Here is a 24,133-nt window from a genome sequence, read left to right as displayed (position 1 = left end):
CTCAAACTCGCATCACGCCGGCATTGTTGTCCTGCGCAGTTGCTCTGTTTATTTGCTGATGTGTGAAACTCTGGCTGCACCTGGCCGCGCGTGGTGAGCGGCCGACGCGTCGGTCGACCCCCGCACCCGGGCGTGTCGCAGACCGTACAACCGCGTTTCACGAAAGGTGAGAGTTGCGGCCGACGGACTCGCTTACTACTGGGGTAGTGGGCGGAGGCCGTGGGCGCACCGAAGGACGGCGAGCGCATTAGGTCTGCGTACATGCGCCGTTCGGCGTAAGCACAATCGTCAACTCTACCGGTCGTGCGCATGTGACGTCAAAGCCAGGGGTCACTCAATCAAGTGATCCGGGTCGCTACGTCGTACACCGGGTGCCCGGCGTACCCAAATAGTACAACGCGCATGACACTCAGTTCAGGTAATAAGTGACCGCGTATCCCCCGTCGCGACCCGGCACCACTGTTGCGTCCGGGCGCACTCCGCGACGTTTGCGGGGAGTGCGCACGACGAGACCGACCTGGGCCGTCGTGACCTGAAGCTCGTGCTTTTCGTACGCCGACTGCATTGCCGCCCGAGTGCGGGCGGGCAAGGTCAGTGGACCGATCAGCAGCAGCAGCGGCAGCGCGGCGATCCACCAGACCTCCACGAGTACGCCGGTGAACACCATGATGACCACGGCAACCGCACACGTCACCACCGGAAACACCGCCGAGACAGCGATCCGCCCGCGAAGACTCGACCATGCCGACGGCCAGTGGGTAGGCAGCACTTCTTCGCTGTTGGCGGTCATGTCCGGCGGCTGGCTCATGCGGGCAGGATATATCGCGCTAGGCGCCGAACCGCCGGTTACGTTGCGCGTATTCGCGAATCGCGCGTAAGAAGTCGACGCGACGAAAGTCCGGCCAGTAGACGTCTGAAAAGTAGAACTCGGCGTTGGCGGTCTGCCACAGTAGGAATCCGCCGAGCCGCTGTTCGCCCGAGGTGCGGATGATCAGGTCCGGATCGGGCTGGCCCTTGGTATAGAGGTGATTGGCGATGTCCTCGAGGTTGATCTGCGCGGCGACTTCGGTCAGCGACCGGCCCAGCTGATCGGCCTCGCGCAGCGCGGACCGGACGGCCTCGACGATCTCGTGGCGTCCGCCGTACCCGACCGCGATGTTGACGGTGATGCCGGTCTTGTCGACGGTCTGCTCCTGGGAACGCCGTAATGCCGACGCAATGTCCACCGGAAGTAGGTCCAGCGCGCCCATGAGGTGCACCTGCCAATCGCGGTCCGGGGCGCTCAGGCTGCGCGCGACCCCGACGATGATGTCGAGCAGCGGGGTGAGCTCCTCTGGCGCGCGCGACGTGAGGTTGTCCGTTGACAGCAGCCAGATCGTGACGACCTCTACGCCGAGCTCGTCGCTCCAGCGGATCAGGTCGTCAAGCTTCTCGCCGCCCGCGCGATGTCCGCGCACGGTTTCGAAGCCCATCTCACGAGCCCAGCGTCGATTCCCGTCGATGATGACTCCGACGTGTCGCGGTTTGCTCGCCTCCGCGAGGTCGGCCAGCACGCGGCTCTCGTACGCCGTATACAGGGCCGGTGTCAGCATGCGCTTGAGTTGCTTGCGGCCCTTAGTCATCAGCCGCCGCCCGGTCGCGCTTGCTTTACCCACGTCCCGGACTTTAGCAAGGCGCCCATGGAACGAGTGGCAACCCGCGCTCGTTAACGCAGTGCCCATACCAACGTGCGGTCCAGCATCCCGTCCACAGACTGTTCTCAGCATGCTCTCACTGAAATGAGCGACACTTGACCGCAATCCGCACCTGGCAAGAGCCACCGCAGTGGGCCGACTCGAGACAGACCGGCACTAACCGCGAGAGGGGGATGCGATGACCGACACAGCAGAAGTCCCGGGCCACCAGGGCACGGTTGACGCGCTCACGGAAGAAGCACGCTTCGCACAGATCATCGACGCCGAGCTCAGTCTCGCCGCCGACGATCCGGACTACGAGCCACTTGACACCCGGCCACGGCTGCGCGGCTACCTACATTTGGCCGCATTCATCTCGGCGGTCCTACAGGCTGCGGTATTGATCCCTCTGGCGGCTGTCGAAAGCGGACGCGCGGCACTCGCAACCTCGGTCTACTGCCTGTTCATGTGCGCGATGTTCGGTACGTCTGCCCTCTATCACCGGCGCCGATGGACGACACGTGGCTGGAAGGTCATGAAGCGGATGGATCACTGCATGATCTTCCTCTTCATCGCCGGTACCTACACTCCGTTCGGCCTGCTTGCGCTAAGCGGTGCAACCCGGTGGTGGGTTCTCGGCGTCGCGTGGAGCGGGTGTTTCGCCGGAATAGCACTGAAGTTGGCCTGGCCGACCTCGCCGCGGTGGGTCGGCGTACCCATCTACATCGCGGTGGGCTGGACCGCGATCTTCGTCGTACAGCCGATATCGGTCAACGGTGGTGTTGCCGCGCTCGTCCTGATGCTCTTCGGTGGTCTGCTGTACAGCGTGGGCGCGGTCTTCTACGCCACCCACTGGCCCAACATCAAAGCCGGTTACTTCGGCTACCACGAGGTCTTCCACGCGTTCACGATCCTGGCCGCGATCAGCCATTACATCGCGATCTTCTTCGTGGTCTATAACTCGCCGTTTGCCGGCTAGACGATCCGCGGGAACTGGGCCCGTGATCCGCGGGAAGTAAGCCCGTGATCCGCGGGAAGTGAACGAGAGGCGAGTCCCGCTTCGTTGTTCCCTACGATGCCGCAGCCGCCCACACATGTGTCGTTCCGCAGCACGGCGGGCGAAATCTTGCTGCCAAATGACACATATGTACGATCGATGCGCGAAATTCTCAGACGAGCCGTGCCCGACAGGACGGTTCGCCGGCTAGAACTGAACGTGTGCCTTGATCGCGAGTCGGTCGTCCATCATCGCGTAGCCGTCCGCGACCTCCTCGATACCGACCGTCAGATCTAGGATCGCGTCGGCGTCGAGCTTGCCGTCGACTACTTCCTGCAGCAGCATCGGCAGATACGCGCGGGCCGGAGCGATGCCGCCGGCAAGACTGACGTTATGGCCATACAGAACACCGAGGTCAAGACCGTCTACGGCATGCGGTACGCCGACGTAGCCGATCGCTCCGCCGTCCTTAACCACCGCGAGCGCAAGATCGAGCGCACTTTGCTCCCCGACCGCCTCGATCACGCTGTCAACGCCGCCCGTGAGCGACATGACCTTTTCGGACGCCTCGCCGATATCACGCGACAGCACAACCGCCGACGCGCCGAACTCCGACGCGACCTCCAGGCGATCCTCGTGGTGCCCCACCACGAGGACATCGGTGGCGCCGAGTCGACGTGCCATGAGTACGGCGCTGAGCCCATAGGCACCGTCTCCGACGATCGTGACGGTGCGCGCGTGGGCAACCTTCGCGGCGAGTGCAGCATGATGTCCTGCCGGCAGGGCCGCAGCGAGCGGCAGCAGCCTCATCTCGTCACCGAGCATCGAGTTGGGCGCCACCACCAGCGTGCCGTCGGCCAACGGCACCCGGACAAACTCTCCTTGCGCGCCGTAACTGCCCGGCTCGCCGTAGTAACCGCCCTCGCCGCAGGAAGTTTGCAATCCGGCGCGGCAATAGTCGCACCGTCCGCACGACCACGTGCTCGGCGAGACAACCAAGTCGCCCACCCGTACTCGGCGCACGTCCTTGCCGACCTCGTGTACGACGCCGACGAACTCCTGCCCGATGCCCGCGCCCGGCTCGTAACCGCCGAAACCGCGATAGGCCCACATGTCGGGCACGCCGACCGCGGCGTTCGTCACACGCACCAGCACGTCGGTGTCGTCTTCGATCTTCGGCGGCACAACGTCCGCGACTCGGATATTGCCTGGACCTTCATATCTCGCGGCTCGCATATTGCCAGCCTAGTGGGTCAGTGCGGCGAGCTGACCGCGCAGTTGCTCCTCTGACGTCGCCGGCAGCTCGCAGACGAACCCGCGGCACACATAGGCGGTTGGCGTACCGCTCGCTCGCTCATCCAGCAGCGGTGAGTTGGCGTTCGGCGTACCGACCATCACGACGGCCCCGGCGCCCCGATAGCCGAGCGCCAGGTCGGCGAGTCGATCGCGATCGGCGCCCGCGGGGCCCGTAACCGCGATCTGCACGGGTCCGGCAAGCAGCGCCTCATTGACACTCGCGATCCAGCCCGCGGCGCGCGGCGCACCCTGCACCAACGGCGTGAGTCGGGCACATATCAGCTCGGCCGTGCTGCGGTATGCATCGTTGCCGGTGAGAGCGGCCGCGAGGACGAGCGTGCCGGCAAACGTAGCGATACCGGACGGTGTCGGCCCGTCAACGGCCTCTGCCGGGCGGACGATCAGCGCAGGCGCATCGTCTGCGGTGTCAAAGAACTCGGCCGGACCGGCGCCCGCGAAGTGCTCCATCGTGACGTCGATCAGCTCGGTCGCGGCGTCCAGCCAACGGCGCTCGCCGGTCGCCGTATGCAGCTGCAGAAACGCCGTACTGATCCAGGCATAGTCCTCCAGTACGCCGGTCGCTTCGCCCGCCTTGCCGTCGCGGGAGACCCGGCGTACCCGCCCATCGACGATATGCACCTCAAGCAACAGATCACCGATTCGCTGCGCCGCGTCGACGTACCTGTCCTCACCGATCTGCCGGCCGAGCTCGCACAGCGCGGTAATGGCCATGCCATTCCACGCCGCGACAACCTTGTCGTCCCTCGTCGGTTGCGGTCGTTTGTTTCGCGCCGCAAGAAGAGCTTGCTTCGCCTCGGCGTACTGGTCGAGGTCGGCGGGATCGTGAGGCAGCTGAAGCACCGACATCCCGCGCTCGAACGTGCCCTCCTCAGTGACACCAAACGTCGCGCACGCGGCCGGGTCGCCAAGTACGTCGACGATCTGCTGCGGTGTCCAGACATAGGTCAGGCCCTCTTCGCCCTCGGTGTCAGCATCGAGCGCCGAAGCCAGCCCTCCTTGCGCCGTACCCAGGTCACGCAGCATGAAGTCCGCCGACTCCATCGCGATCCGCCGACCCAACGCGCTACCGGTGGCGCGGTACCAATGCGTGTAGATCCGCGTGAGAAGCGCATTGTCATAGAGCATCTTCTCGAAATGCGGCACGGTCCAGGTCGCGTCGACGCTGTAGCGGGCAAACCCACCGGCGAGCTGGTCGTACATGCCGCCCCGGGCCATCGCCTCGCAGGTCTGATCGATCATCGTGCTCGCGTCAGGCGACGTACGCCGTCCCGTGTAGTCAAGCAAAAACGTCAGTACAGTCGCCGGCGGAAACTTCGGCGCCCCACCGAATCCACCGTTGGTACGGTCGAAGTCACGCATCAGCCGCGCCACTGCCTGGTCTTGCATCGGAGTTGATACCGCCTCGGTCGTACCGAGATTCACACCGTGCCCCAGCTGCGCGGCGATGGCGGTCGCCGACTCGTCGAGCTCTTGGCGCCGATTGCGCCACGAGTCGGTAACCGCCGCGAGCAGTTGCCGGAACGACGGCAACCCATGCATGGGCGTCGTCGGATAATAAGTGCCGCAGTAGAACGGCTTACCGTCCGCGGTCGCGAACACACTCATCGGCCAGCCGCCCTGTCCGGTCAACGCCTGCGTGGCCTCCATATAGACCGCGTCGACGTCGGGGTGCTCCTCACGATCGATCTTGATGCACACGAACTCGTCGTTGAGCTGCGCTGCGGTTTCGGCATCCTCAAACGACTCGTGCGCCATCACATGACACCAATGGCAGGCGGCGTACCCAATCGAGATGAATACCGGCACGTCGCGGCGGCGCGCTTCGGCGAGCGCGTCCTCTCCCCACGGCCACCAGTCGACCGGGTTATCAGCGTGCTGTTGGAGGTACGGCGACATCGAAGTCGCGAGACGGTTAGCCATGTCTCCACCCTGCCACGAATCCACCTCGCACCGTACGGCCGGCAACGTCGCGGCCACGGTCCGGGGCAATGGGCTTGGCCAGCGCACGACAGACGCTTAATGTCGTGATCATGTCGCAACCTATCGAAGTGGACCTGTTGATCGTCGGCGCCGGCCCGACCGGCCTGTACGCCGCGTACTACGCAGGATTTCGCGGCCTCTCGGTCGCCATCATGGACTCTCTGCCCCAGGCAGGCGGTCAGATCTCGGCGCTCTATCCGGAGAAGATGATCTACGACGTCGCCGGCTATCCCGAGATCAAAGGGCAGCTACTTGTCGACGCCCTTGTCGAACAGGTGGCGCCGTTCGAACCGCAATATCTACTCGGCCACCGCGCCGAGAGCCTCGTCAGCACCGAGGACTACGTCGACGTCGGCAGCCACCGTGACCTCACGGTCCGCGCCAAGGCTGTCATCATCACCGGCGGCATCGGCACCTTCACGCCCCGGCCGCTGCCGGATGCCGAGACCTACGAAGATCACGGCCTGCGCTACTTCGTGCCCAAGCTCGACGACCTGAAGGGTCTGGACGTCCTCATCGTCGGCGGTGGCGACTCGGCGTTCGACTGGGCGCAAAGTCTCGAGCCCATCGCGAAGTCGATCACGCTGATTCACCGCCGCGACAAGTTCCGCGCCCACGAAGGCAGCGTCGCCAAGGTGCTGGCGGGCCCGACCGAGGTCATGACGCCCTGGGAGGTCGGCCGGATCATCGGCGACCCGGATGTGACATCCGTGGAAATCTTCCACAGCGGCAACGCCGACCGTCGCACGCTCCAAATCCAGTCGGTGGTCGCAGCACTCGGATTCACAGCCGACCTCAGCGCCTTCGCTACCTGGGGCCTCGAACAGCACAAACGTCACATTGTGGTCGACCCGACGATGCGCACCAACTTGACGCGGGTGTTCGCGGCCGGCGACATCATCGACTACAAGGACTACTGGGACGCTAAAGTGCGGCTAATCTCGGTCGGCTTTGGCGAAGCGGCCACCGCGGTCAACAACTCAGTGGTGACCATCGACCCGACGAAGAAGGTCTTTCCCGGCCACAGTTCCGATCCGCACTAACCCAGGCGCATTACGGCTTGGACTTAGCCGAAGATTGACCCGGCGACTTGCGTGCCTTGAGCTGCTGTTTGCGCGCCCGCAGGCGCGCCTTCTGCTGTGCCCTGCTGCCTTGATTCTTCTGAGGACGCTTGCCGTCCGGGCCGTAATACTCGTCGGGGGTCCCCAGCCGGGGTGGAGTCTGCAACAGTCGAGGCGTGACTTCGACGGCGCCTTCATCATCGGTCATCGCTGTGGGTGTCGCGGCCTCACCGAGCTTGGGGCGCTCGGTGCCGTGATCATCGAGACCATCGAACGACCTCGGCACCTTACGTACTTGTTTGACCATCGAGCGGGCCAGGAAAAACACCGCGACGAGCAGCGCCAGGATCACAAAGAGGCCCAGGGGCGCTGCCTTATCGGCCTCTGAACCGCCACCGGCCGCTAGCAGGATGTAGGTCATGCCGTCACCTCTGTCGACTGCGAGTCCAAATAGTCGCGCACACCGGCGAAGAGATCATCCTCGGGAACAGGGGCCTCGAAGACCGCAGACGCGAGCTCAAAGTCCTCGGTCGGCCACGCTTCCTTTTGAATTTCCAACGGCGCCGCGAACCAGCGACCGTACGGATCGATCTGGGTGGCGTGTGCGCGCAGCGCATCGTCACGCTGCTCGAAGTAGTCGGCGCATGGCACTCGCGTGGTAATGCGCGAGTACGTGTCCGGCCGATCGCCCCAGTTGGCAATCCACTCGTCGTACACCCGATCCCGGCCGCGCTCGACAAGCAGTGCGTCGATCGCTTCGAGGCGACGACGAGACATATTCATGTGGTAATAGAGCTTCAACGGCTGCCACGGTTCGCCCTGATCCGGGTACTGGTCGGGATCACCACTTGCCTCGTACGCCGCCATCGATACGGTGTGGCACATGACGTGGTCAGGATGCGGATAGCCGCCCTTCTCGTCGTAGGTAATAACGACATGCGGGCGGAACTCGCGCATCAGCCGCACCAGCCGCGGCACCGACTCGTCCAATGGCGTGAGCCCGAAACAGCCTTCGGGCAGCGGCGGACGCGGGTCACCATCGGGCCAGCCGGAGTCGACGAAACCGAGCCAGGACTGGTTGACGCCAAGGATTTCGCGCGCACGGTCCATCTCGATGCGGCGGATATCCGACATATTCTCGGCCGTCTCCGGTGTGTCAAGCGCCGGATTGAGGACACTGCCCCGCTCGCCGCCGGTGCACGTCACGACCAATACGTCGGCGCCCTCGGCGGCGTACCGCGCCATCGTCGCGGCACCTTTGCTCGACTCGTCGTCGGGGTGCGCGTGAACGGCCATAAGACGCAACGGGGAATCTTGGTGCTGAGGCATTAACCCATTGTCGCCGATGCTCGCCGCGCGCGCACCCCGAGGTGCCTCAAACGTCTTATAAACCCAGTCTCATAAAAACCGGCCATATAACCGCTGCCTCATCACCGTTTGACTTTGCGCAACGGCCAGCAGCACGCCACCACTTCAATTCGTTTTGTCATACGGTAGATTCACCGGATTGCCTTTTTGCCCGTACAACGCCCGTATAGGAGTCTGATTTCCCGTGTCTGACGACAAGAAAACTTGGCTAACGCAGGCTGCTGTCGACAAGCTGCAAGAAGAGCTCGACGAGCTGATTGAAAACCGCTCAGCAGTCGCGACCGAAATCAACGCGCGTCGCGAAGAGGGTGACCTCAAGGAAAACGGTGGCTACCACGCTGCCCGCGAAGAGCAGGGCAAACAAGAGGGCCGCATCCGCCAGCTCGAGGAGATCATCCGCACCGCGCACGTCGCCGAACCGCCGAAAAACACCGGTGAGATCGGAATCGGCAGCGTCGTAAAAATCAAGTACGTCGGAGACGATGACGAAGAGAAGTTCCTCATCGGCTCGCGCGAGATCGCCGCGACCACCGAGCTGCAGGTCTACTCTCCGGAGTCCGCGCTTGGCGCCGCGCTGCTCGGTCACCAGAAGGGCGAAAAGGTCACCTACACCGCCCCGACCGGCAAGGACATCACCGTCGAGGTCGTCGACGTGGAAGGGTTTAACGGATGAGTGTCAGCACCGCCATCCGGCACAAGCGTCTTCCACGGCTCGCCGTATTCGCAACGGTCCCGCTGCTTGCGTTGGCCGGGTGTTCCAAAACGGTCGACAAGGACGACCTTGAAAAAGAGGTCAAAAGCGCGCTCGAGTCGCAGGCCGGCATCCCGGACGCCACCGTGCAATGTGCCGATGACCTGGAGGCCAAGAAGGGCGCCACCGTCAAGTGCGAACTTGAGGCCAAAGGCAGCAAGGGAACCGCAACCATCGAGGTGAAGTCTGTCGATGGCAGCGACATCCAGTGGGAGATCGTCGACATCGAGGAGAAGTAGCAGGCCGCCCGCTTGCTAGCGCACCTGCGCGACGACACCGTACTCTCGCTCGCGCAGGCATGCGACAACCTCCGCCTGGTGACTCGAGCCTTTCGTCTCCAGCCGCACGTCGACCTGCACCTCACCGAGGTGCAGGTCTGAGTCCACTCTCGAATGCTCCACATCGAGGACGTTGGCGCCGGCGTCTGCGATCGCCGCCAGTAACCGCGCCAACGAGCCCGGCGAGTCGGGCACGGTCACCCGCAGCGACAGGTAGCGACCGGCCGCGATCATGCCGTGCTGGATCACCCGCATCAGCAGGATCGGATCGATGTTGCCGCCGGATAACACTGCTACGACCGGCGGTTCAAACCGGCCGGGGTACTGCAACAGCCCGGCCACGGAAGCCGCTCCGGCTGGTTCGATCACCATCTTCGCGCGCTCCAAGCACAGCAACAGCGCCCGTGAAATCGACTCCTCGCCGACCGACACGATCTCATCGACGTACGCCGTCACGTTGTCGTAAGTGATCTGAGCCGGCTTCGGCACGGCGATGCCGTCGGCCATCGTGTTCATCGATACGAGCCCGACCGGGTGCCCGGCGGCGAGCGACGGAGGGAACGCCGCTGCACCGGCAGCCTGTACGCCGACAACCGCCACGTCCGGTGCGATTCCCTTGACCGCGGCACCGATCCCAGAGAGCAGACCACCGCCGCCGGTGCCGACAAGGATCGTGCGGACCGACGGGCACTGCTCGAGAATTTCCAGCCCGACGGTCCCCTGCCCAGCGATGAGATCGCGATGGTCGAACGGGTGGATGAAAACGGCTCCAGTGCGCTCGGCGTACTCCTGGGCAGCGATCAACGACACGCCAAGGTTTTCACCGACCAGTTCAACCTCGGCGCCGTATGCCTTGGTCGCGGCCAGTTTTGGAAGCGGCGCGCTGACCGGCATGAAGACCCGCGACTTTGCCCCCAGTATCGATGCGGCCAGCGCGACACCTTGCGCATGGTTTCCGGCGCTTGCGGCGACGACCCCACGGGCGCGCTCCGCTGCCGTGAGCCGAGAGATCCGCACGTACGCGCCACGGATCTTGAACGATCCGGTCCGCTGCAAGTTCTCGCATTTGAGGTACGCCGGACCGCCAGCAGGCGACTGTAGCGCGCGGCTCAACTCAAGCGGAGTCTGCCGCAGCACGCCCTCGATCACTGCACGTGCCGACTCCACTTCCGCGAGCGTGACCAGCGATGGGATGGAAGGGACCACAACACCTGACTCTAGAACATCGTCGTACGAAGTGGCCGCCGCAGCGACCAGACCGCATGACGTTATGAAGAGCGCCTAACCCAGCGCTTCGCGCAGGTCGGCGATCAGGTCGTCTGCGGTCTCAATGCCTACTGACAGCCGGATCAGGTCGTCGGGCACCTCGAGCGGTGAACCGGCGACCGACGCGTGCGTCATCGTCGCCGGAAACTCGATCAGTGACTCGACTCCACCGAGCGACTCACCGAGGGTGAAGACCTTGGTGGCCGCGACGATCCGCTTGGCTTCCTCGGGTCCGCCGGCGACCTGGAACGACACCATGCCGCCGAAGTTCTTCATCTGCTTCGCCGCGATGTCGTGGCCGGGATGGTCTGGGAGACCCGGATAGTGCACCTTCGTGACCTTCGCGGACGTACCGAGAAACTCCACGATCCGTTCGGCGTTTTCGGCGTGCCTGTCCATCCGTACGCCGAGGGTCTTGATGCCACGCAGGACGAGCCACGCATCGAATGGCCCGCAGATGGCGCCGATCGCGTTTTGGTGGAAGGCGATCTTGTCCGCGAGCACGTCGTCGTTGACGATGACCGCACCGGCGACGGTGTCGGAGTGCCCACCGAGGTATTTGGTCATCGAGTGCACGACAACGTCGGCGCCGAGGGTGATCGGACGCTGCAGGTACGGCGTCGCGAACGTGTTGTCGACCGCCAGCAGCGCGCCGGCCTCGTGCGCGATCTGCGCCAACGCGGGGATGTCGGCGAGGCTCAGCATCGGGTTGGTCGGGGTCTCGCACCAGATGACCCGGGTCTTGTCGGTGACGGCGGCCCTGACCGCGTCCAGGTCGCTCAGCGGGACCGGGGTGACTTTGAGGCCCCACTCGGCGAGCACCTTGGTGAAGAGCCGGTAGGACCCGCCGTACGCGTCGATCGGCAAGATCACCTCGTCGCCCTGCTTGCAGGCCGACCTGATGAACGTGTCGGTGGCCGCCAGCCCCGAGCCAAACGCGAAGGCACGCTTGCCTACCTCGAGCGAGGCGAGGGACTCTTCCAGCGCCGTACGGGTGGGATTACCGGTGCGGCTGTACTCGTATCCCTGGCGCAGTCCGCCGACGCCGTCCTGGGCGTACGTCGACGTCGCGTAGATCGGCACCACCACCGCACCGGTCTGCGCGTCGGGCTCCTGCCCAGCATGGATCGCGCGGGTCTCGATTCCGGATTCTGTCCAGTCCATTAGTCGTTGTTCCGATCAGAGAGGTGGCTCAATAGGTCTTGGCGGGCGATGATGCCCACCGGCTTGCCGTCGTCCAGCACGAGCGCGGCATCGGAGGTCTCCATCGCGCTGACCGCGACGCTCACCGGCTCACCGGAACCGATCATGCGCAGCGGCGGCGACATGTGCTTGTCGACCCGGTCGGTCATGTGTGCCTTGCCGGTGAACAACAGGCCCATCAGGTCGCGTTCGACGACCGACCCGACGACCTCGGCAGACATGACGGGTGGTTCGGCGCGTACGACGGGCATCTGCGAGACGCCGTACTCGCGCAGTATGTCGACCGCTTCCTTGACGGTCTCGGACGGATGCGTGTGCACGAGCTGCGGCAGCGCACCACTCTTCCGCCGCAACACCTCGCCGACCGTCTCCTGGTGCGGGTTCTTGATGAACCCGTAGCCGGACATCCACTCGTCGTTAAAGATCTTGGAAAGGTACCCGCGACCGCCATCCGGCAGGAGTACGACGATGACGTCGTCCGGTCCGCAGGTCTCGGCCAGCCGAAGTGCCGCCACGACGGCCATCCCGCACGATCCACCAACCAGCAGGCCCTCTTCGCGGGCGAGGCGCCGGGTCATGTCGAACGACTCAGTATCACTCACCGCGATGATGTCACTGACCACGGACGGGTCGTACGCCGCCGGCCAAAAGTCCTCGCCGACACCCTCAACTAAGTAGGGGCGACCGTTGCCGCCGGAGTAGACCGAACCTTCGGGGTCCGCTCCGATGATCTTGACCTTATTGTCGGATACCTCACGCAGATATCGCCCGGTGCCGGTAATCGTCCCACCTGTACCGATGCCGGCCACAAAATGCGTGACCTTGCCCTGGGTCTGCGCCCAGATCTCCGGGCCGGTGGAGTGGTAGTGGCTGTTGGGGCCCTCTTGGTTGGAGTACTGGTCCGGTTTCCAGGCACCCGGAGTGTCGCGGACGAGCCGGTCGGACACCGAATAATAGGAGTCCGGATGATCGGGTTCGACAGCGGTTGGGCAGACGACCACGTCCGCCCCGTACGCCCGCAACGTGTTGACCTTGTCGTCGGATACCTTGTCCGGGCACACGAAGATGCAGCTATAGCCGCGCTGCTGCGCGACGATGGCCAGGCCCACGCCGGTGTTGCCGCTGGTCGGCTCCACGATCGTGCCGCCCGGCTTGAGTGCGCCAGACTTCTCCGCGGCGTCGATCATCCGCACCGCGATCCGGTCCTTCACCGATCCCCCGGGGTTGACGTATTCGACCTTGACCAGCACAAGTGGCCCCTCGTCAGGATCGGCCACGTCCTTAATGACGGACCGTAGTTGCACCAGTGGTGTGTCGCCGATCAGGTCGACAACGGTCGTGGCGTAGGTCTCCGGACCCGGAGGCAAACTGCGCATTCTCAAGCAACTCCTCGACGTGTGATTAGGCAGCCGATAAATCCCGTTGCTCCTGTATGCGACAGTGGAGGAACTCATCGCGCTGCACACCCATCCTAGGCACGTAAACTAGAGGTGTCGGAGCGCCATCGACCATGGTCCCGGCCGCCGTCAATCGCAGTGGGGTTTGACGACGAGAAGTTCGGCTCTACCCAGTTCCTAGGAGGGTCTTTCACAATGTTGCGCACCAGTCGGTTGCTTGATCGCCGCCGACTATTCGTGGGTGTCGGGATGATCGGTGCCGCCGCGGCCGCCGTCGTTACCAGCGCCGCGACCGTTCTTGTCGGCGAAGCTCGACTGGCTCGACGCAAGGTAGAAGCGCGCACGCCAATCAACGATCCACCGACCGGCAACGGCATCTGGGGTAGCGGCACCGGCGAGCCCATCGTGCTAGCCATCATGGGCGACTCGTCCGCGGTCGGTCTCGGTGTCGACGACGTCACTGAAACCCCGGGCGTGCTCATTGCGGCCGGCCTCTCCAACCTGTCCGGCCGCCCCGTGCGGCTGGTGCGGGTCGCAATCAGCGGTTCGGAGTCCAAGGACCTCGATGCCCAGATCACCGACGCGCTCCCCCACAATCCCGATGTCGCTGTCATCATGATCGGCACCAACGACGTCACCGCGCGTACTCGGGTCGAGGTCGCGGTCAGCCAGCTCGGCGACGCCGTACGCCGCTTACGAGCTGCCGACGTCGGTGTCGTCGTCGGCACGTGCCCCGACCTCGGGACGGTCCGTCCTATTCCGCAACCACTCCGCTCGATAGCGCGTCGCTGGAGTCGCCAACTCGCGGCCGCACAGGTGGTCGCCGTGGTCGAGGCCGGCGGGCGCACGGTGTCACTCGGCAGCGCGCTTGGCCCGGTATTCGCGCAGAACTTCGAAATGTGGAGCGATGACGGTTTCCACCCGTCGGGTGCGGGATATGCCGCCGCCGCGTCGCTCGTGCTCCCGTCCGTCGCCGACGTGCTCGGCTACTGGCCGATCTCGCGCGAGCACATACTGACCCGGATGAAGAACCGCGCGCGCTCCATCGAGTCCACTGCCCAACGCGCCTCGGCCCAGACCGGCGCCGAAGTGATCGGCGAAGGACGTGCCCGACTGGATGGCACTACCAGCATGTGGGGCACCGTCCGGCGACTACTGCCGATCCCGTTGCCGGCACCGCTGCGACACAACGAGCATCACCCGGACCAAGACAAGCTGGGAGCATGAGCATGATGATGGACACGGTCGCCAGTCGGAGTCGTTCGACGTACAACGCTCGAAGGTTAGCCACGATCGCGGGGACCGGTCTCGCCGCCGGTCTCGCACTCGGCGTTGCCACGCTTGGCGGCGTACTGGCCGCGCAGGTCTCGTCGGCCAAACGACGCCCGATGGTCGACCCGCGTACCGCCCCCGAGGTCGGCGGGTCTGGAGGAACCGACTCCGCGACGCGGATCAAGTTCGCGTTGCTCGGCGACAGCCTCGCGATTAGCGTCGGCGCCCACAAAGTCGAGGACTCGCTCGGCGGGCGAATCGGTCAGGGCATCGTCAACGCCGGTTACAAGGTCGACGTCACCAGCGTCGCGGTCGCCAACTCACGCACCTCCGATGTGCGGATCCAAGTCAGCCGCGCCCTCATCACCTCCGAGGACGATCCTTACGACGTCGCGTTGATCGTGGTCGGATCGCTGGACTCGACCAGCTGGGGTTCGATCAGCGAGATATCACGCGCCATGCTGCGCGCGGTCAGCTCGCTGCGCAGCGGCGGCGTTCAAGTCGTCGTCGCCACCGCCCCCGACCTCGGGGCCGTGCGCTGCGTCGGCGCACCGTTGCGCACGCTGTGGAGCTGGCGCTCACGCAAGATCGCGGCCGCGCAGGCAGCGGCCGCCGAAGACGCCGGCGCGACGGTGATCAACCTGGCCGAGGAGCTCGGTCCGCTGTTTCGGGCCGACCCCGGGACGATCTGCCCGGACGGCTTCCACCCATCACCGGACGGTTACCGGCTGATCGCCGAACGCCTCATCCCCGCCATACGGTCGGCCTGCGAGCGCTCGACCAAGTCCCGCGCCTAGCCGAGCACCCCGGGCATTACAGCCCGATAGCGTCGGCTTCTCTCGCGGCGCGCGCCAACAGCGCGTCGATGATCTCGTCGCGTGAGGGTCCGCTGCGGACCTGGTATGCGTTGCGCGGGTCGTCTTCCGCGCGGCGGCGCACACCGTCGCTGATGATCGCGATCTTCCAGAGACCGAGCACGTGCCAGAACCCGACGTCGGAGGTGTCCCGGCCGGTCGCGGCGGCGTACTCGGCAACCAGTTGCGCGTGGGTCGGGAACCCGGGCAGGGTCGGCGCGGCATGCGGCACCGGCAGGTCACCCTGCTGCGGCCAGTAGGCCAACAGCCCGCCCACATCGGCCAGCGGATCGCCGAGCGTGCACAGCTCCCAGTCCAGTACGGCCGATACCTCGCAGCTGGTCGGATCCGTGATCACATTAAGCAGGTGAAAGTCGCCGTGAACCAATGCGAGCTCGCGCTGCTCGGGCACCGCGGCGGCGAGCCGATCGGCCAGCTCGTTGACCAAGGGCACGTCCCGCGAGTGCGACCCCTCCCATTGCATCCGCCACCGCTTGAGCTGGCGTTCGGCGTACGGTTTATGACTGGCCAGGGTGTCCAGGCCGGTGGCCTCCAGATCGACCTCGTGCACCTTGCCGAGAGTGCGCGCGAGCGACAGTCCGGTGCGCCGGCGCTGATCCTCGGTGAGCGCCTCTGCGGTGGCTAGATCGTCGATGACCCGGCCGTCGACGTACTCCACCAGCATCAGCGGTACGTCGGTCACTTCTGGGTCGGTGCACAATCCATAGACCGCGGGCGTTGGCACGGACGAATCCTCGATCGAGGTGAGGATGCGATGTTCGCGGGCAACGTCGTGCGCCGAGGCAAGGAGCTTGCCCAGAGGAGGCCGGCGAAGTACCCATCTGCCGCGATCAGTGTCGGTCACCAGAAACGTCAAGTTGGACTGACCAGCGCCGACGCGCGAGAACGTGAGTGGCAGCTGAGCACCGATCCCAAGCCCGTCGATCCACTTCTGCACCTTCGGCCCGTCAAGGCCAATGATCTCCGGCTCGCGTGTCGCGCTCATCTAGCGTCCTCCATCGTTATCGGTACGACGAAACGGTAGTACGGGACGAGGCAAAACCGAACCCGATTCGGTTTTGTGCCACACTCTGTATTCGTCGGCTGGCTTTGAAGCCTACGATGAGCGTGGCACCGGCCGCGGCAACAGCGTCGGCCGCACACCAATCAACATGAGGAGACGTACCTTGCCTGAAGCAGTAATCGTCGCCACCGCCCGCACGCCAATCGGCCGTGCCATGAAGGGCTCGCTGGCTAGTTTCCGTCCTGACGACCTGACCGTGCTCGCTATCCAGGCAGCAATGGAAAAGGTCCCCCAGCTCGATCCCACCATGATCGACGACCTAATCCTCGGCTGCGGCCTGCCCGGTGGCCAGCAGGGTTCCAACATGGCTCGCGTCGTCGGCATCGAGCTCGGCTGGGACACCGTCCCGGGCACCACTGTGACCCGATACTGCTCGTCGTCGTTGCAGACGACCCGGATGGCCATGCACGCGATCCGCGCCGGTGAAGGCGATGTGTTCATCTCGGCCGGCACCGAACTGGTCTCGTCGTTCCAGTACGGCAACTCCGACAACATCCCGAATACCCAGAACCCGATCTTCGACGAGGCCAAGGCGCGCAGCGCGAAGCTCGCCGACGGCGGCGTCGACTCGTGGGTCGACCCGCGCACCGAGGGCAACCTCCCGGACGTCTACATCGCGATGGGCCAGACCGCGGAAAATGTCGCGCGACTCAAGGGCATCACCCGCGAAGAGATGGACGCTTTCGGCGTACGGTCTCAGAACCTCGCCGAGAAGGCCATCAACGATGGTTTCTGGGAGCGCGAGATCACCCCGGTCACGACTCCTGATGGCACCGTGGTTTCCAAGGACGACGGCCCGCGCGCCGGCGTCACCCTCGAGGCGGTCAGCCAGCTCAAGCCGGTGTTCCGTCCCGACGGTCTCGTCACGGCAGCCAACTGCTGCCCGCTCAACGACGGCTCGGCAGCGGTCGTGATCATGAGTGATACCAAGGCGAAAGAGCTCGGCCTCAAGCCGCTGGCTCGCATTGTCTCCACCGGCGTCACCGGCCTCTCGCCGGAGATCATGGGCCTCGGCCCGGTCGAGGCGACCAAGAAGGCGCTGCACTACGCCGGTATGACGATCGACGACATCGACCTCGCCGAGATCAACGAGGCGTTCGCCGCCCAGGTGATCCCGTCGTACCGCGAGCTCGGTCTCCCGGAGGAGAAGGTCAACGTCAACGGCGGCGCGATTGCGGTTGGTCACCCGTTCGGCATGACCGGCGCGCGCATCACCGGCACACTGCTCAACTCGCTGGAATGGCACGACAAGTCCATCGGCCTCGAGACGATGTGCGTTGGCGGCGGTCAGGGCATGGCAATGGTCCTTGAGCGTCTGAACTAGTGCAGCGTCTGAACTAGTACAGCACCACAAAGAGTGGGGCGCCGGCATCGTGCCGGCGCCCCACTTTTGATTTGTAGAAAGGTTTAGGACAACGGCTTGGTATCCTGCGGAATGCCCTGGTACTTCTCGCGCAGTACGAACTTCATGATCTTGCCCGACGGCGTACGTGGCAGTTCTGAGACGAACACGACGAACCGCGGCTTCTTGTAGCCCGCGAGGTGCTCACGGGAGAACTCCACGATCTCCTGCTCAGTCAGTGTCTTTCCCGGCGCTTGTACGATCACCGCGCAGACGGTCTCGTTATACTTCGGATCCGGTACGCCGATCACCGCGACGTCCTGGACGGCTTCGTGCCGAATCAGCACATCTTCGAGCTCGGCCGGATAGATGTTCTCGCCGCCGCTGCGGATCATGTCCTTCTTGCGACCAGAGACGACTAAGAGGCCGGCCTCATTGGTGTAGCCGTTGTCGCCCGTGCGGCACCATCCGTCGACGAACGTCTCTGCGGTCGCGTCCGGCCGGCCCCAGTATTCCCCGCATACGACCGGGCTACGGGTCCAGATCTCGCCAGTCTCGCCGGCAGGCAGTACGCCGCCCTCATCGTCCCGGATCGATATCTCGCTGAACGGCATTGGCCGACCGACGCTGTTGGGATAGCGAAGGGCCTCATCACCCTGGCTGGCGGCGATGATCGGCGTACCCTCGGTGAGCCCGTAGACCTGGACGAACTCGATCGGATAGCGCTCCACCAGCCAGCTGATGGCGTACGGCAGCACCGGGTCACCACCCGAGAGAATCCGCTTCATCTTGGACAGGTCGAGCCCGTCCAGATCGGGCAGGTCGATCATCTCGTAAATCATGAACGGGAAGAGGAAAACGTCGGTGACACCGTGGTGCGCGGCGATCTGTAGCACCCGGCGAATGTCGAATTTACCGCTGCGGATGATCACCACATGCCCGCCGGTGGCAAGCGCGGCGATGCTGGAGTCCTCGATGCCGCCGACGTGGTAGAGCGGACCGTTGACCATCGCTACCGTCTCGGGCCCAAACTTCCAGCGCATTGCCTGTATAGCGGCGAACCAGGCCGTGTTGCCGTGGGTCCAGAGCGCGCCCTTGGGACGCCCCGTGGTGCCGGAGGTATACATCAACATGGCCGCGTCGTCATCCGACGGGCGCTCGGCCGGGGGCTCCTCCCGCGAGCCGCCCGCTAGCTCATCCCAAGCACGGGCCCAGTGCGGCACAGCCGGCCGCTCACCGGTCGCCAGACAGAAGTACGCCCTCACGTCGAGTCGGTCTCGGACTGCGTCGATGCGTTCGGCGAGCCCGTCGCCGTCGTCCAGGCACAGGACTGTCGTGCCCGAGTCGCCGATGACGAACTCCAACTCCGCGCTCGTGAGCCGGAAGTTGAGGCGTACGGCGATCGCGCCGATCTTGACGATGCCGAGGTACAGCGCCCAGTACTCCATTGAGTTGTGCATCAGGATTGCGACCCGGTCGCCTTTACCGACCCCGAGCCCGAGCAGGCTGTTGGCATAGGCGTTGGACTGGGCGTGGAGCTCGCCGTATGTCCAGGTGACCTCGTCCTCGAGTGATAGCGCCGGACGATCCGGATCGAGCTGTCGCAAGTCCCACGTCGTTTGCCGGGTCAGATAACCAATGTCCATGTGTCCGGACGTTAGCAGAGAGGGCCGGACACCAATGCGGTATCCGGCCCTCTCTGAGGAGTTCGTGCTACGACGTCTAGTCGCGGAAGTACGACAGCAGCCGCAGGATCTCGATGTAGAGCCAAACGATCGAGACGATCAGGCCGAAGGCGATGCCCCACGCGAAGTTCTTGGGAGCGCCCCGACGGATAGCTTGGTCGGCCATGTCAAAGTCGGACAGGAACGTGAAGGCCGCGATGCCGATCATCAACAGGCTGAAGCCGATCGCGAGCGGACCGCCGTCGCGAAGGAGCGACATTTCGCCGGTGAACAGGTAGTAGCCAAGGTTGAACAGCATGAGCACGACGGCGCCGATGACTGCCGCGGTGAGCCACCGCTGGAACTTAGGCGTCACCCGGATCGCGCCCGTGCGATAAACGATCAGCATGCCAAGGAAGACTCCCGCGGTGCCGATGATCGCCTGGATGACGATCCCCGGATACATCATCTCAAACACGCCGGATATGCCGCCCAGGAACGCACCCTCGGCCACACAGTAAAGCAGCACCATCGGTGCGCTCGGGGTGCGCTTGAACGAGTTGACCAAGGCAAGTACGAAGCCGATGATGGCACCGCCGATGGCGATACCCATCACGGTGCCCATACCGTTCGAGTCGTTGATGTCCGTCGGGCCGAAGATCACCCAGGTCGCGATTGCGGCCGCGACCACGGTGGCCACGCTGATGCCGGTCTTGATGACCACGTCGTCCATGGTCATGTAACCGGCAGCCGAAGTCTTCTGCTGCGGCGGAGCCGGCTGGTACTGCGGCTGGTATCCAGGCTGCCCGGGCATCTGCTGCATGCCCGGCTGGCCGTACGGCATGCCCGGTTGACCCATCTGGGGGTCCGGCTGCCCGTACTGGCCGCCTGGCTGGCCGGGGCCAGCGGGACGCCCGGGAACATTCCAGTTCTGGTACGACGCGGACGGCGATTGCGATTTCGCGCCTTCCACGACGTGCTTAAGGGCTGCGTTGGTCACGTGAACTCCTCGTACGACATGCGGTTGAAACTAAGAATCAGGATAGGTCGTGTTGACCAGGTAGTGGCCAACCTACATACATTGAACGTTGCACGAGGGGTTGGTGTTCCCCCCAACATAAAATTCTAGTTAAGTCGTGGCGACGCGTACACCTGCTTAGAGAGTTTGAGAACGTTTCCCCGACCCTGGAAACCGTAGCTTCTCGCTGATCACGCCGTGTCTACAAGAGTAGTGGCGGCCCCGTTGAGCTTCCATCACCGACTCGCGGGGCGCGTAGCGCGTTCAGTTGGATCGCGCAAACCTCTCTGAGCGCTGCCGGCCAGCGCGACTAACAGGCCGAATCAGCGAACGCGGTTCAGCTAGCGAGCGCGGTCCACAGCACCATCGTTGGCGCCTCGGTGTGCACGCGACCGATCAATCTACGCAAATGTCTTTCTTTCGACGCTGGCAGTGAGGTTTCATCAGAGGAGCGGAGCAGCGCCTGCCACGTATCGGTGGCCGTACTCTCCATCCCCAACTCATGGGCGTCACCGGCAATCAGGTCCAGTGCGGCATGGTCGCCAGCGAGGGTCGCCTCACCGTGACGCACAAAAATGTCCAACAGTCCTCCACCGGCGACCGCCTCAGCCTCATGAAGAATCGTGACCGCATCACTGAGTTGCTCGCCGCCGCCGACCGCGCCGACGCGTACTGCACAGTGTGCGAGCATTCCGGCGAAGAATGTGTGCTGCGCCGCGAGCATCCACTGTGCAGCATTGATGAGCGTGTGTGCGGCGTCCCCGTCGCGTCGTTCGGTCTTGGCTTGCCATGCGTCTGCCCAGGCTCGCAGCATGACGACTTTGGGGTCGTGGGCGGCAGCGGCTGGTACGGCGTCGAAGAGCTTGCGGGCCTCGGTCGTGCGCCCGTTTGCCTGGGCTGCTGCGGCGGCAAGTGCCTGGGCGGCTGGGAGCAGTCCGGCAGCATCACGCCACGCCAAGTGAGCGGCGGCCGACTGGCCAATCTCGTATGCCCGTTTGGAGTCGCCGGACAGGAGGTGGCTGAAACCCAGCGCGTACTCCCACATCCCGAGCGCCTCGGGTGCCTGTTCGGTTGTCTGAGTGATCGTCTCTTCCAAACGCCGGCGTGTCGCGATGACGTCGCCGGTGTTGGACAACGCCATGATCTCGGTCAATTCGATCAACGCAGCACCGCCAGGTACCAGATCGATGATGTCATCGGGCACCTCGCGCAGCCTGAGCAGAACACGTTGGGCATCTTCGAGTGGACCGGTGATCACTCCTGATACTCCAACCGTGATCATGCCCAAGGCGCTCGCGGCATCTGAAGCCTCAGCGGGCGCGTTCGCCACCTCGCCCCCCTGACCCGCCACGGCAGCCCAGCGCGTCCGAGCGCGTTGCAGATGTGCGACTTCAATGGGTCCATCGACTTCTGTCAGCGCTTCATTGATGATTTTCAGGGCCTCGGCGGCATCGTGATGAACAAGCCCTAAATGACAACCGCGGGCCAAAGCCACAGCTGTCCGTTCAGCCCCGGTGACGGCATTCTCGGTGGCCCTACCGAAGTGTTCATCGGCCACCTCGGACATCCTCAGCGCCGATGCCGCCTGCGCCGCGATCCGGTGGCCATCGACCGATGCAGGCATGCGAGCGACGACCGCCTCGGCGGCACGTAGTGCAAGGCGTTCATCGAAGCTGGCCAACGCGTGCTCGGCGAGCGCGATCGTTGCTTCGGGGTCGATCTCCTCATTCAGGTCGAGGGCCAGGACATGTGCACGGCGCCGCGCTTCGGGTCGCTCTTGTGCGCCCTCAAGCAGCACCTGCACCACATCACGGGTGAGTTCATGCCACAAGACATCGGAGCAACGCGCGCGAAGAATCTCTGCATCCAGCGGATGTGACAGACGAAGCCACCCGTGCTCGGTGAACTCCAGGACATCGGCACGAGCCAGCGCTCGTCGATCGGATTCGTCGAGAGCATCGGCCGGGTACTCGCCAGCGATGGCTACCGAGGCCGCAGCCTCCAACGCCGCGTCGTTCAGTACGTCGAACCTTTCACCGACCAGGCGCGCCAACCGCGATGTCGGTGTCGGTGTGCCCTGCAACTCCCAGCCGTGGACGGTGTGGGCGAGGCGGCCTTCGTGAAGCGATCCGGTGATGATTTCTCGCAGGTGCAGTGGGTTTCCGCTGGCGATTTCGAGAATGCGAGGCCGGGTGTCCGGAGTCAGCGGTCCGCCCACCATGTGGATAGCGAGTTCATCGACGTCGGCGGCGGTCAATCCCTCGACCGCCACCTGGCTGAGTTCGCCACTGTCATACAGCGCCGTGATCTCTTGGGGAGCGTTATTGAGGTCATGAATGGTCATGACGGCTGGCAGTCCGGAAGTACGGATCAGAGCCGTGATGACAAAGAGAGAGGTGTCATCCAGTTGGTCAACGTTGTCCACCAACAGCACCGCTTGGGATCGCTGACGCGTGAAGAAGTCAATCAGCGCGGCTGGCGTGAACCGGTCTTCGGGAATGGAACCGGCCGTGCCGAGGAAGACGCCGAGTGGGATGGTCTTGCTGAGGGGGCTGGCTGAAAGTAGCGGCGCCAGCCGATGCTGGCTCTCGAAAGTAGCTGCAAGGGTTCGCAAGAGGTGAGTCTTGCCGATCCCAGCAGGGCCGGTCAGAATCAGCGCCCGCTTGTCGTCCAGGAGCGACAGCAGGGCGCTGGGGCGGTTTGAGGTCACCGACAACGCGGACGTGTCCCTTGGGATGTCGTCTGTGTTCCCGGGTTCACCCCGAGCCGTGCTTGCGGTGGGTAAACGTAGAAGCGATTCGGGCGGCTCCTCCCGCAATATCTGCATATGCAGTCCGCATAGTTCACCGCTTGGCTCGACACCGAGATGTTCGACGAAAATTCCTCGGGCACGGGAGAAGGTCTCCAAGGCTTCATGAGTGTTACCACCGCTGTACAGTGCCGTCATCAGTTGGCCCCAATGCCGTTCAAGAAACGGTTGCTCTTCGACAAGAACATGGAGTTCGGGCACCATCGCGGCGCCTCGTTCGAGCGCGAGGTCCACGTCGATGCGGTCCGCGAGTGCCGCAGCGTGCAGTTTGGCCAATCTCACCGATTCGATGTGTAGTGCGGCAACAGCGTGCAGGCCTTCGAGGGCGTCGCCGCGCCACAGCCCGAGTGCTTCATGCAGGCAATCGGCTGCCTGGTTGAGATCTCCATCGGCCAGGAGCCAACGGCTCTGCTTGTAGAGTCGCTCAAAACGCGCAGCATCAGTCCGGAACGTCGTCGGGTCGACACGGTATCCGCCGTGGAGGAACTCGATCTCGATGGGAAGCGTCGACCGTAACCGCGAGACCTGCGCTTGCAGGGCGTGGGCCGGATCGCGGAGCCTATCCTCGTCCCACAAATCGGCAATCACCTGCTCAGAGCGAAGCGGTCTACCGCGAGCAACTGCCAGCCTCGCCAGGAGCGCTTGCTGTTTGGCGCCACGTATCGGATGGTCACGTCCATCAACCCGCGCAGCCATCGGGCCGAGCACAAGAACGTCCAGCACCGCCACAAACCCCTCGACCCGACAAAACCAACACACTAGCAACGCTCACCTTGAACCGTTCCTCGATCCGGAATTG

20 protein-coding genes are annotated in these 24,133 nt (G+C 64.2%); 7 read left to right on the top strand and 13 right to left on the bottom strand.

All coding sequences use genetic code 11. The annotated features are described in order from the left end of the window. Nucleotides 1-409: 409 nt before the first annotated feature. Both CLV47_RS10245 and CLV47_RS10240 read right to left on the bottom strand, forming a co-directional pair. Nucleotides 410-808: a hypothetical protein gene (locus CLV47_RS10245; RefSeq protein ID WP_106348928.1), complete on the bottom strand. Its 399-nt coding sequence runs from the start codon at nt 806-808 to the stop codon at nt 410-412. 19 nt (nt 809-827) lie between these two features. Then, complete coding sequence (locus CLV47_RS10240) at nt 828-1,655, bottom strand: isoprenyl transferase (RefSeq protein WP_238145312.1); 828 nt, start codon at nt 1,653-1,655, stop codon at nt 828-830. A gap of 217 nt (nt 1,656-1,872) precedes the next feature. Here CLV47_RS10240 and trhA point away from each other — a divergent pair, with 217 nt between their 5' ends. After that, the gene (trhA, locus tag CLV47_RS10235; protein WP_106348927.1) at nt 1,873-2,652 is read left to right on the top strand and encodes a PAQR family membrane homeostasis protein TrhA; all 780 of its coding nucleotides are present in this window, start codon (nt 1,873-1,875) and stop codon (nt 2,650-2,652) included. A 225-nt stretch (nt 2,653-2,877) separates the two neighbouring features. On the opposite strand, the gene CLV47_RS10230 is transcribed toward trhA, so the two are convergent. Both CLV47_RS10230 and CLV47_RS10225 read right to left on the bottom strand, forming a co-directional pair. Continuing rightward, nucleotides 2,878-3,906: a zinc-binding dehydrogenase gene (locus tag CLV47_RS10230; RefSeq protein ID WP_106348926.1), complete on the bottom strand. Its 1,029-nt coding sequence runs from the start codon at nt 3,904-3,906 to the stop codon at nt 2,878-2,880. Between the two features lie 9 nt (nt 3,907-3,915). Then, nucleotides 3,916-5,907, bottom strand: coding sequence for a thioredoxin domain-containing protein (locus tag CLV47_RS10225; RefSeq protein ID WP_106349039.1), 1,992 nt, complete (start codon nt 5,905-5,907; stop codon nt 3,916-3,918). 110 nt (nt 5,908-6,017) lie between these two features. On the opposite strand from CLV47_RS10225, the gene CLV47_RS10220 reads away from it, so the two are divergent. Then, nucleotides 6,018-7,010, top strand: coding sequence for an NAD(P)/FAD-dependent oxidoreductase (locus tag CLV47_RS10220; protein ID WP_106349038.1), 993 nt, complete (start codon nt 6,018-6,020; stop codon nt 7,008-7,010). Nucleotides 7,011-7,020: 10 nt separating this feature from the next. Here the strand turns inward: CLV47_RS10220 and CLV47_RS10215 are convergent, their stop codons facing one another. Beyond that, nucleotides 7,021-7,449: a hypothetical protein gene (locus tag CLV47_RS10215; protein WP_106348925.1), complete on the bottom strand. Its 429-nt coding sequence runs from the start codon at nt 7,447-7,449 to the stop codon at nt 7,021-7,023. After that, nucleotides 7,446-8,357, bottom strand: a complete 912-nt coding sequence (gene mca, locus CLV47_RS10210) for a mycothiol conjugate amidase Mca (protein WP_106348924.1) — start codon at nt 8,355-8,357, stop codon at nt 7,446-7,448. The genes CLV47_RS10215 and mca overlap by 4 nt, the downstream gene beginning before the upstream one ends. A 223-nt stretch (nt 8,358-8,580) precedes the next feature. Between mca and greA the strand changes: the two genes are divergently transcribed. Further along, nucleotides 8,581-9,069 carry a transcription elongation factor GreA gene (gene greA / locus CLV47_RS10205; protein ID WP_106348923.1) on the top strand — a complete coding sequence of 163 codons (489 nt, stop codon included), beginning with the start codon at nt 8,581-8,583 and terminating at the stop codon, nt 9,067-9,069. Beyond that, nucleotides 9,066-9,386: a DUF4333 domain-containing protein gene (locus tag CLV47_RS10200; RefSeq protein WP_106348922.1), complete on the top strand. Its 321-nt coding sequence runs from the start codon at nt 9,066-9,068 to the stop codon at nt 9,384-9,386. The genes greA and CLV47_RS10200 overlap by 4 nt, the downstream gene beginning before the upstream one ends. A 15-nt stretch (nt 9,387-9,401) precedes the next feature. On the opposite strand, the gene ilvA is transcribed toward CLV47_RS10200, so the two are convergent. From ilvA to CLV47_RS10185, 3 genes are all read right to left on the bottom strand, one after another. After that, complete coding sequence (ilvA, locus tag CLV47_RS10195) at nt 9,402-10,631, bottom strand: threonine ammonia-lyase (protein WP_202862500.1); 1,230 nt, start codon at nt 10,629-10,631, stop codon at nt 9,402-9,404. A 75-nt stretch (nt 10,632-10,706) separates the two neighbouring features. Continuing rightward, on the bottom strand, nt 10,707-11,855 hold the full coding sequence (locus CLV47_RS10190) for a cystathionine gamma-synthase (RefSeq protein WP_106348921.1): 1,149 nt from the start codon (nt 11,853-11,855) through the stop codon (nt 10,707-10,709). Then, nucleotides 11,855-13,270: a cystathionine beta-synthase gene (locus tag CLV47_RS10185; RefSeq protein WP_106348920.1), complete on the bottom strand. Its 1,416-nt coding sequence runs from the start codon at nt 13,268-13,270 to the stop codon at nt 11,855-11,857. Before CLV47_RS10185 ends, CLV47_RS10190 begins: the two co-directional genes overlap by 1 nt. Nucleotides 13,271-13,486: 216 nt before the next feature. Between CLV47_RS10185 and CLV47_RS10180 the strand changes: the two genes are divergently transcribed. Then, a complete protein-coding gene (locus tag CLV47_RS10180; RefSeq protein ID WP_106349036.1) occupies nt 13,487-14,518 on the top strand; it encodes an SGNH/GDSL hydrolase family protein in 1,032 nt (343 codons plus the stop codon). Next, nucleotides 14,515-15,360, top strand: coding sequence for a GDSL-type esterase/lipase family protein (locus CLV47_RS10175; RefSeq protein ID WP_106348919.1), 846 nt, complete (start codon nt 14,515-14,517; stop codon nt 15,358-15,360). The genes CLV47_RS10180 and CLV47_RS10175 overlap by 4 nt, the downstream gene beginning before the upstream one ends. A gap of 16 nt (nt 15,361-15,376) precedes the next feature. Here CLV47_RS10175 and CLV47_RS10170 read toward each other — a convergent pair whose 3' ends face one another. After that, nucleotides 15,377-16,423 carry a phosphotransferase family protein gene (locus tag CLV47_RS10170; protein WP_106348918.1) on the bottom strand — a complete coding sequence of 349 codons (1,047 nt, stop codon included), beginning with the start codon at nt 16,421-16,423 and terminating at the stop codon, nt 15,377-15,379. A 181-nt stretch (nt 16,424-16,604) separates the two neighbouring features. Here CLV47_RS10170 and CLV47_RS10165 point away from each other — a divergent pair, with 181 nt between their 5' ends. Continuing rightward, nucleotides 16,605-17,825 carry an acetyl-CoA C-acetyltransferase gene (locus tag CLV47_RS10165; RefSeq protein WP_106349035.1) on the top strand — a complete coding sequence of 407 codons (1,221 nt, stop codon included), beginning with the start codon at nt 16,605-16,607 and terminating at the stop codon, nt 17,823-17,825. An 83-nt stretch (nt 17,826-17,908) separates the two neighbouring features. On the opposite strand, the gene CLV47_RS10160 is transcribed toward CLV47_RS10165, so the two are convergent. The 3 genes from CLV47_RS10160 to CLV47_RS10150 all read right to left on the bottom strand — a co-directional run bounded on the left by CLV47_RS10160 (nt 17,909) and on the right by CLV47_RS10150 (nt 23,922). Next, entirely contained in the window at nt 17,909-19,489 is a 1,581-nt protein-coding gene (locus CLV47_RS10160; protein ID WP_106348917.1) for a class I adenylate-forming enzyme family protein, read from the bottom strand. 76 nt (nt 19,490-19,565) lie between these two features. Beyond that, nucleotides 19,566-20,507, bottom strand: a complete 942-nt coding sequence (locus CLV47_RS10155) for a Bax inhibitor-1/YccA family protein (RefSeq protein ID WP_202862499.1) — start codon at nt 20,505-20,507, stop codon at nt 19,566-19,568. Between the two features lie 355 nt (nt 20,508-20,862). Beyond that, nucleotides 20,863-23,922, bottom strand: coding sequence for an AfsR/SARP family transcriptional regulator (locus CLV47_RS10150; protein WP_202862498.1), 3,060 nt, complete (start codon nt 23,920-23,922; stop codon nt 20,863-20,865). Between the last annotated feature and the right edge of the window lie 211 nt (nt 23,923-24,133).

It is taken from the genome of Antricoccus suffuscus (assembly GCF_003003235.1).
Lineage (GTDB): Bacteria > Actinomycetota > Actinomycetes > Mycobacteriales > Antricoccaceae > Antricoccus > Antricoccus suffuscus.
This window is presented reverse-complemented; position numbering and strand designations above follow the sequence as displayed.

Bases quoted from the DNA above. Each gene is read 5' to 3' on its own strand.
- CLV47_RS10200 (WP_106348922.1), top strand. From the start codon at position 9,066: ATGAGTGTCAGCACCGCCATCCGGCACAAGCGTCTTCCACGGCTCGCC.
- CLV47_RS10245 (WP_106348928.1), bottom strand. From the start codon at position 808: ATGAGCCAGCCGCCGGACATGACCGCCAACAGCGAAGAAGTGCTGCCT.
- CLV47_RS10185 (WP_106348920.1), bottom strand. From the start codon at position 13,270: ATGCGCAGTTTGCCTCCGGGTCCGGAGACCTACGCCACGACCGTTGTC.
- CLV47_RS10215 (WP_106348925.1), bottom strand. From the start codon at position 7,449: ATGACCTACATCCTGCTAGCGGCCGGTGGCGGTTCAGAGGCCGATAAG.
- CLV47_RS10190 (WP_106348921.1), bottom strand. From the start codon at position 11,855: ATGGACTGGACAGAATCCGGAATCGAGACCCGCGCGATCCATGCTGGG.
- CLV47_RS10170 (WP_106348918.1), bottom strand. From the start codon at position 16,423: ATGAGCGCGACACGCGAGCCGGAGATCATTGGCCTTGACGGGCCGAAG.
- trhA (WP_106348927.1), top strand. From the start codon at position 1,873: ATGACCGACACAGCAGAAGTCCCGGGCCACCAGGGCACGGTTGACGCG.
- mca (WP_106348924.1), bottom strand. From the start codon at position 8,357: ATGCCTCAGCACCAAGATTCCCCGTTGCGTCTTATGGCCGTTCACGCG.
- CLV47_RS10225 (WP_106349039.1), bottom strand. From the start codon at position 5,907: ATGGCTAACCGTCTCGCGACTTCGATGTCGCCGTACCTCCAACAGCAC.
- CLV47_RS10175 (WP_106348919.1), top strand. From the start codon at position 14,515: ATGAGCATGATGATGGACACGGTCGCCAGTCGGAGTCGTTCGACGTAC.
- CLV47_RS10220 (WP_106349038.1), top strand. From the start codon at position 6,018: ATGTCGCAACCTATCGAAGTGGACCTGTTGATCGTCGGCGCCGGCCCG.
- CLV47_RS10180 (WP_106349036.1), top strand. From the start codon at position 13,487: ATGTTGCGCACCAGTCGGTTGCTTGATCGCCGCCGACTATTCGTGGGT.
- CLV47_RS10160 (WP_106348917.1), bottom strand. From the start codon at position 19,489: ATGGACATTGGTTATCTGACCCGGCAAACGACGTGGGACTTGCGACAG.
- CLV47_RS10230 (WP_106348926.1), bottom strand. From the start codon at position 3,906: ATGCGAGCCGCGAGATATGAAGGTCCAGGCAATATCCGAGTCGCGGAC.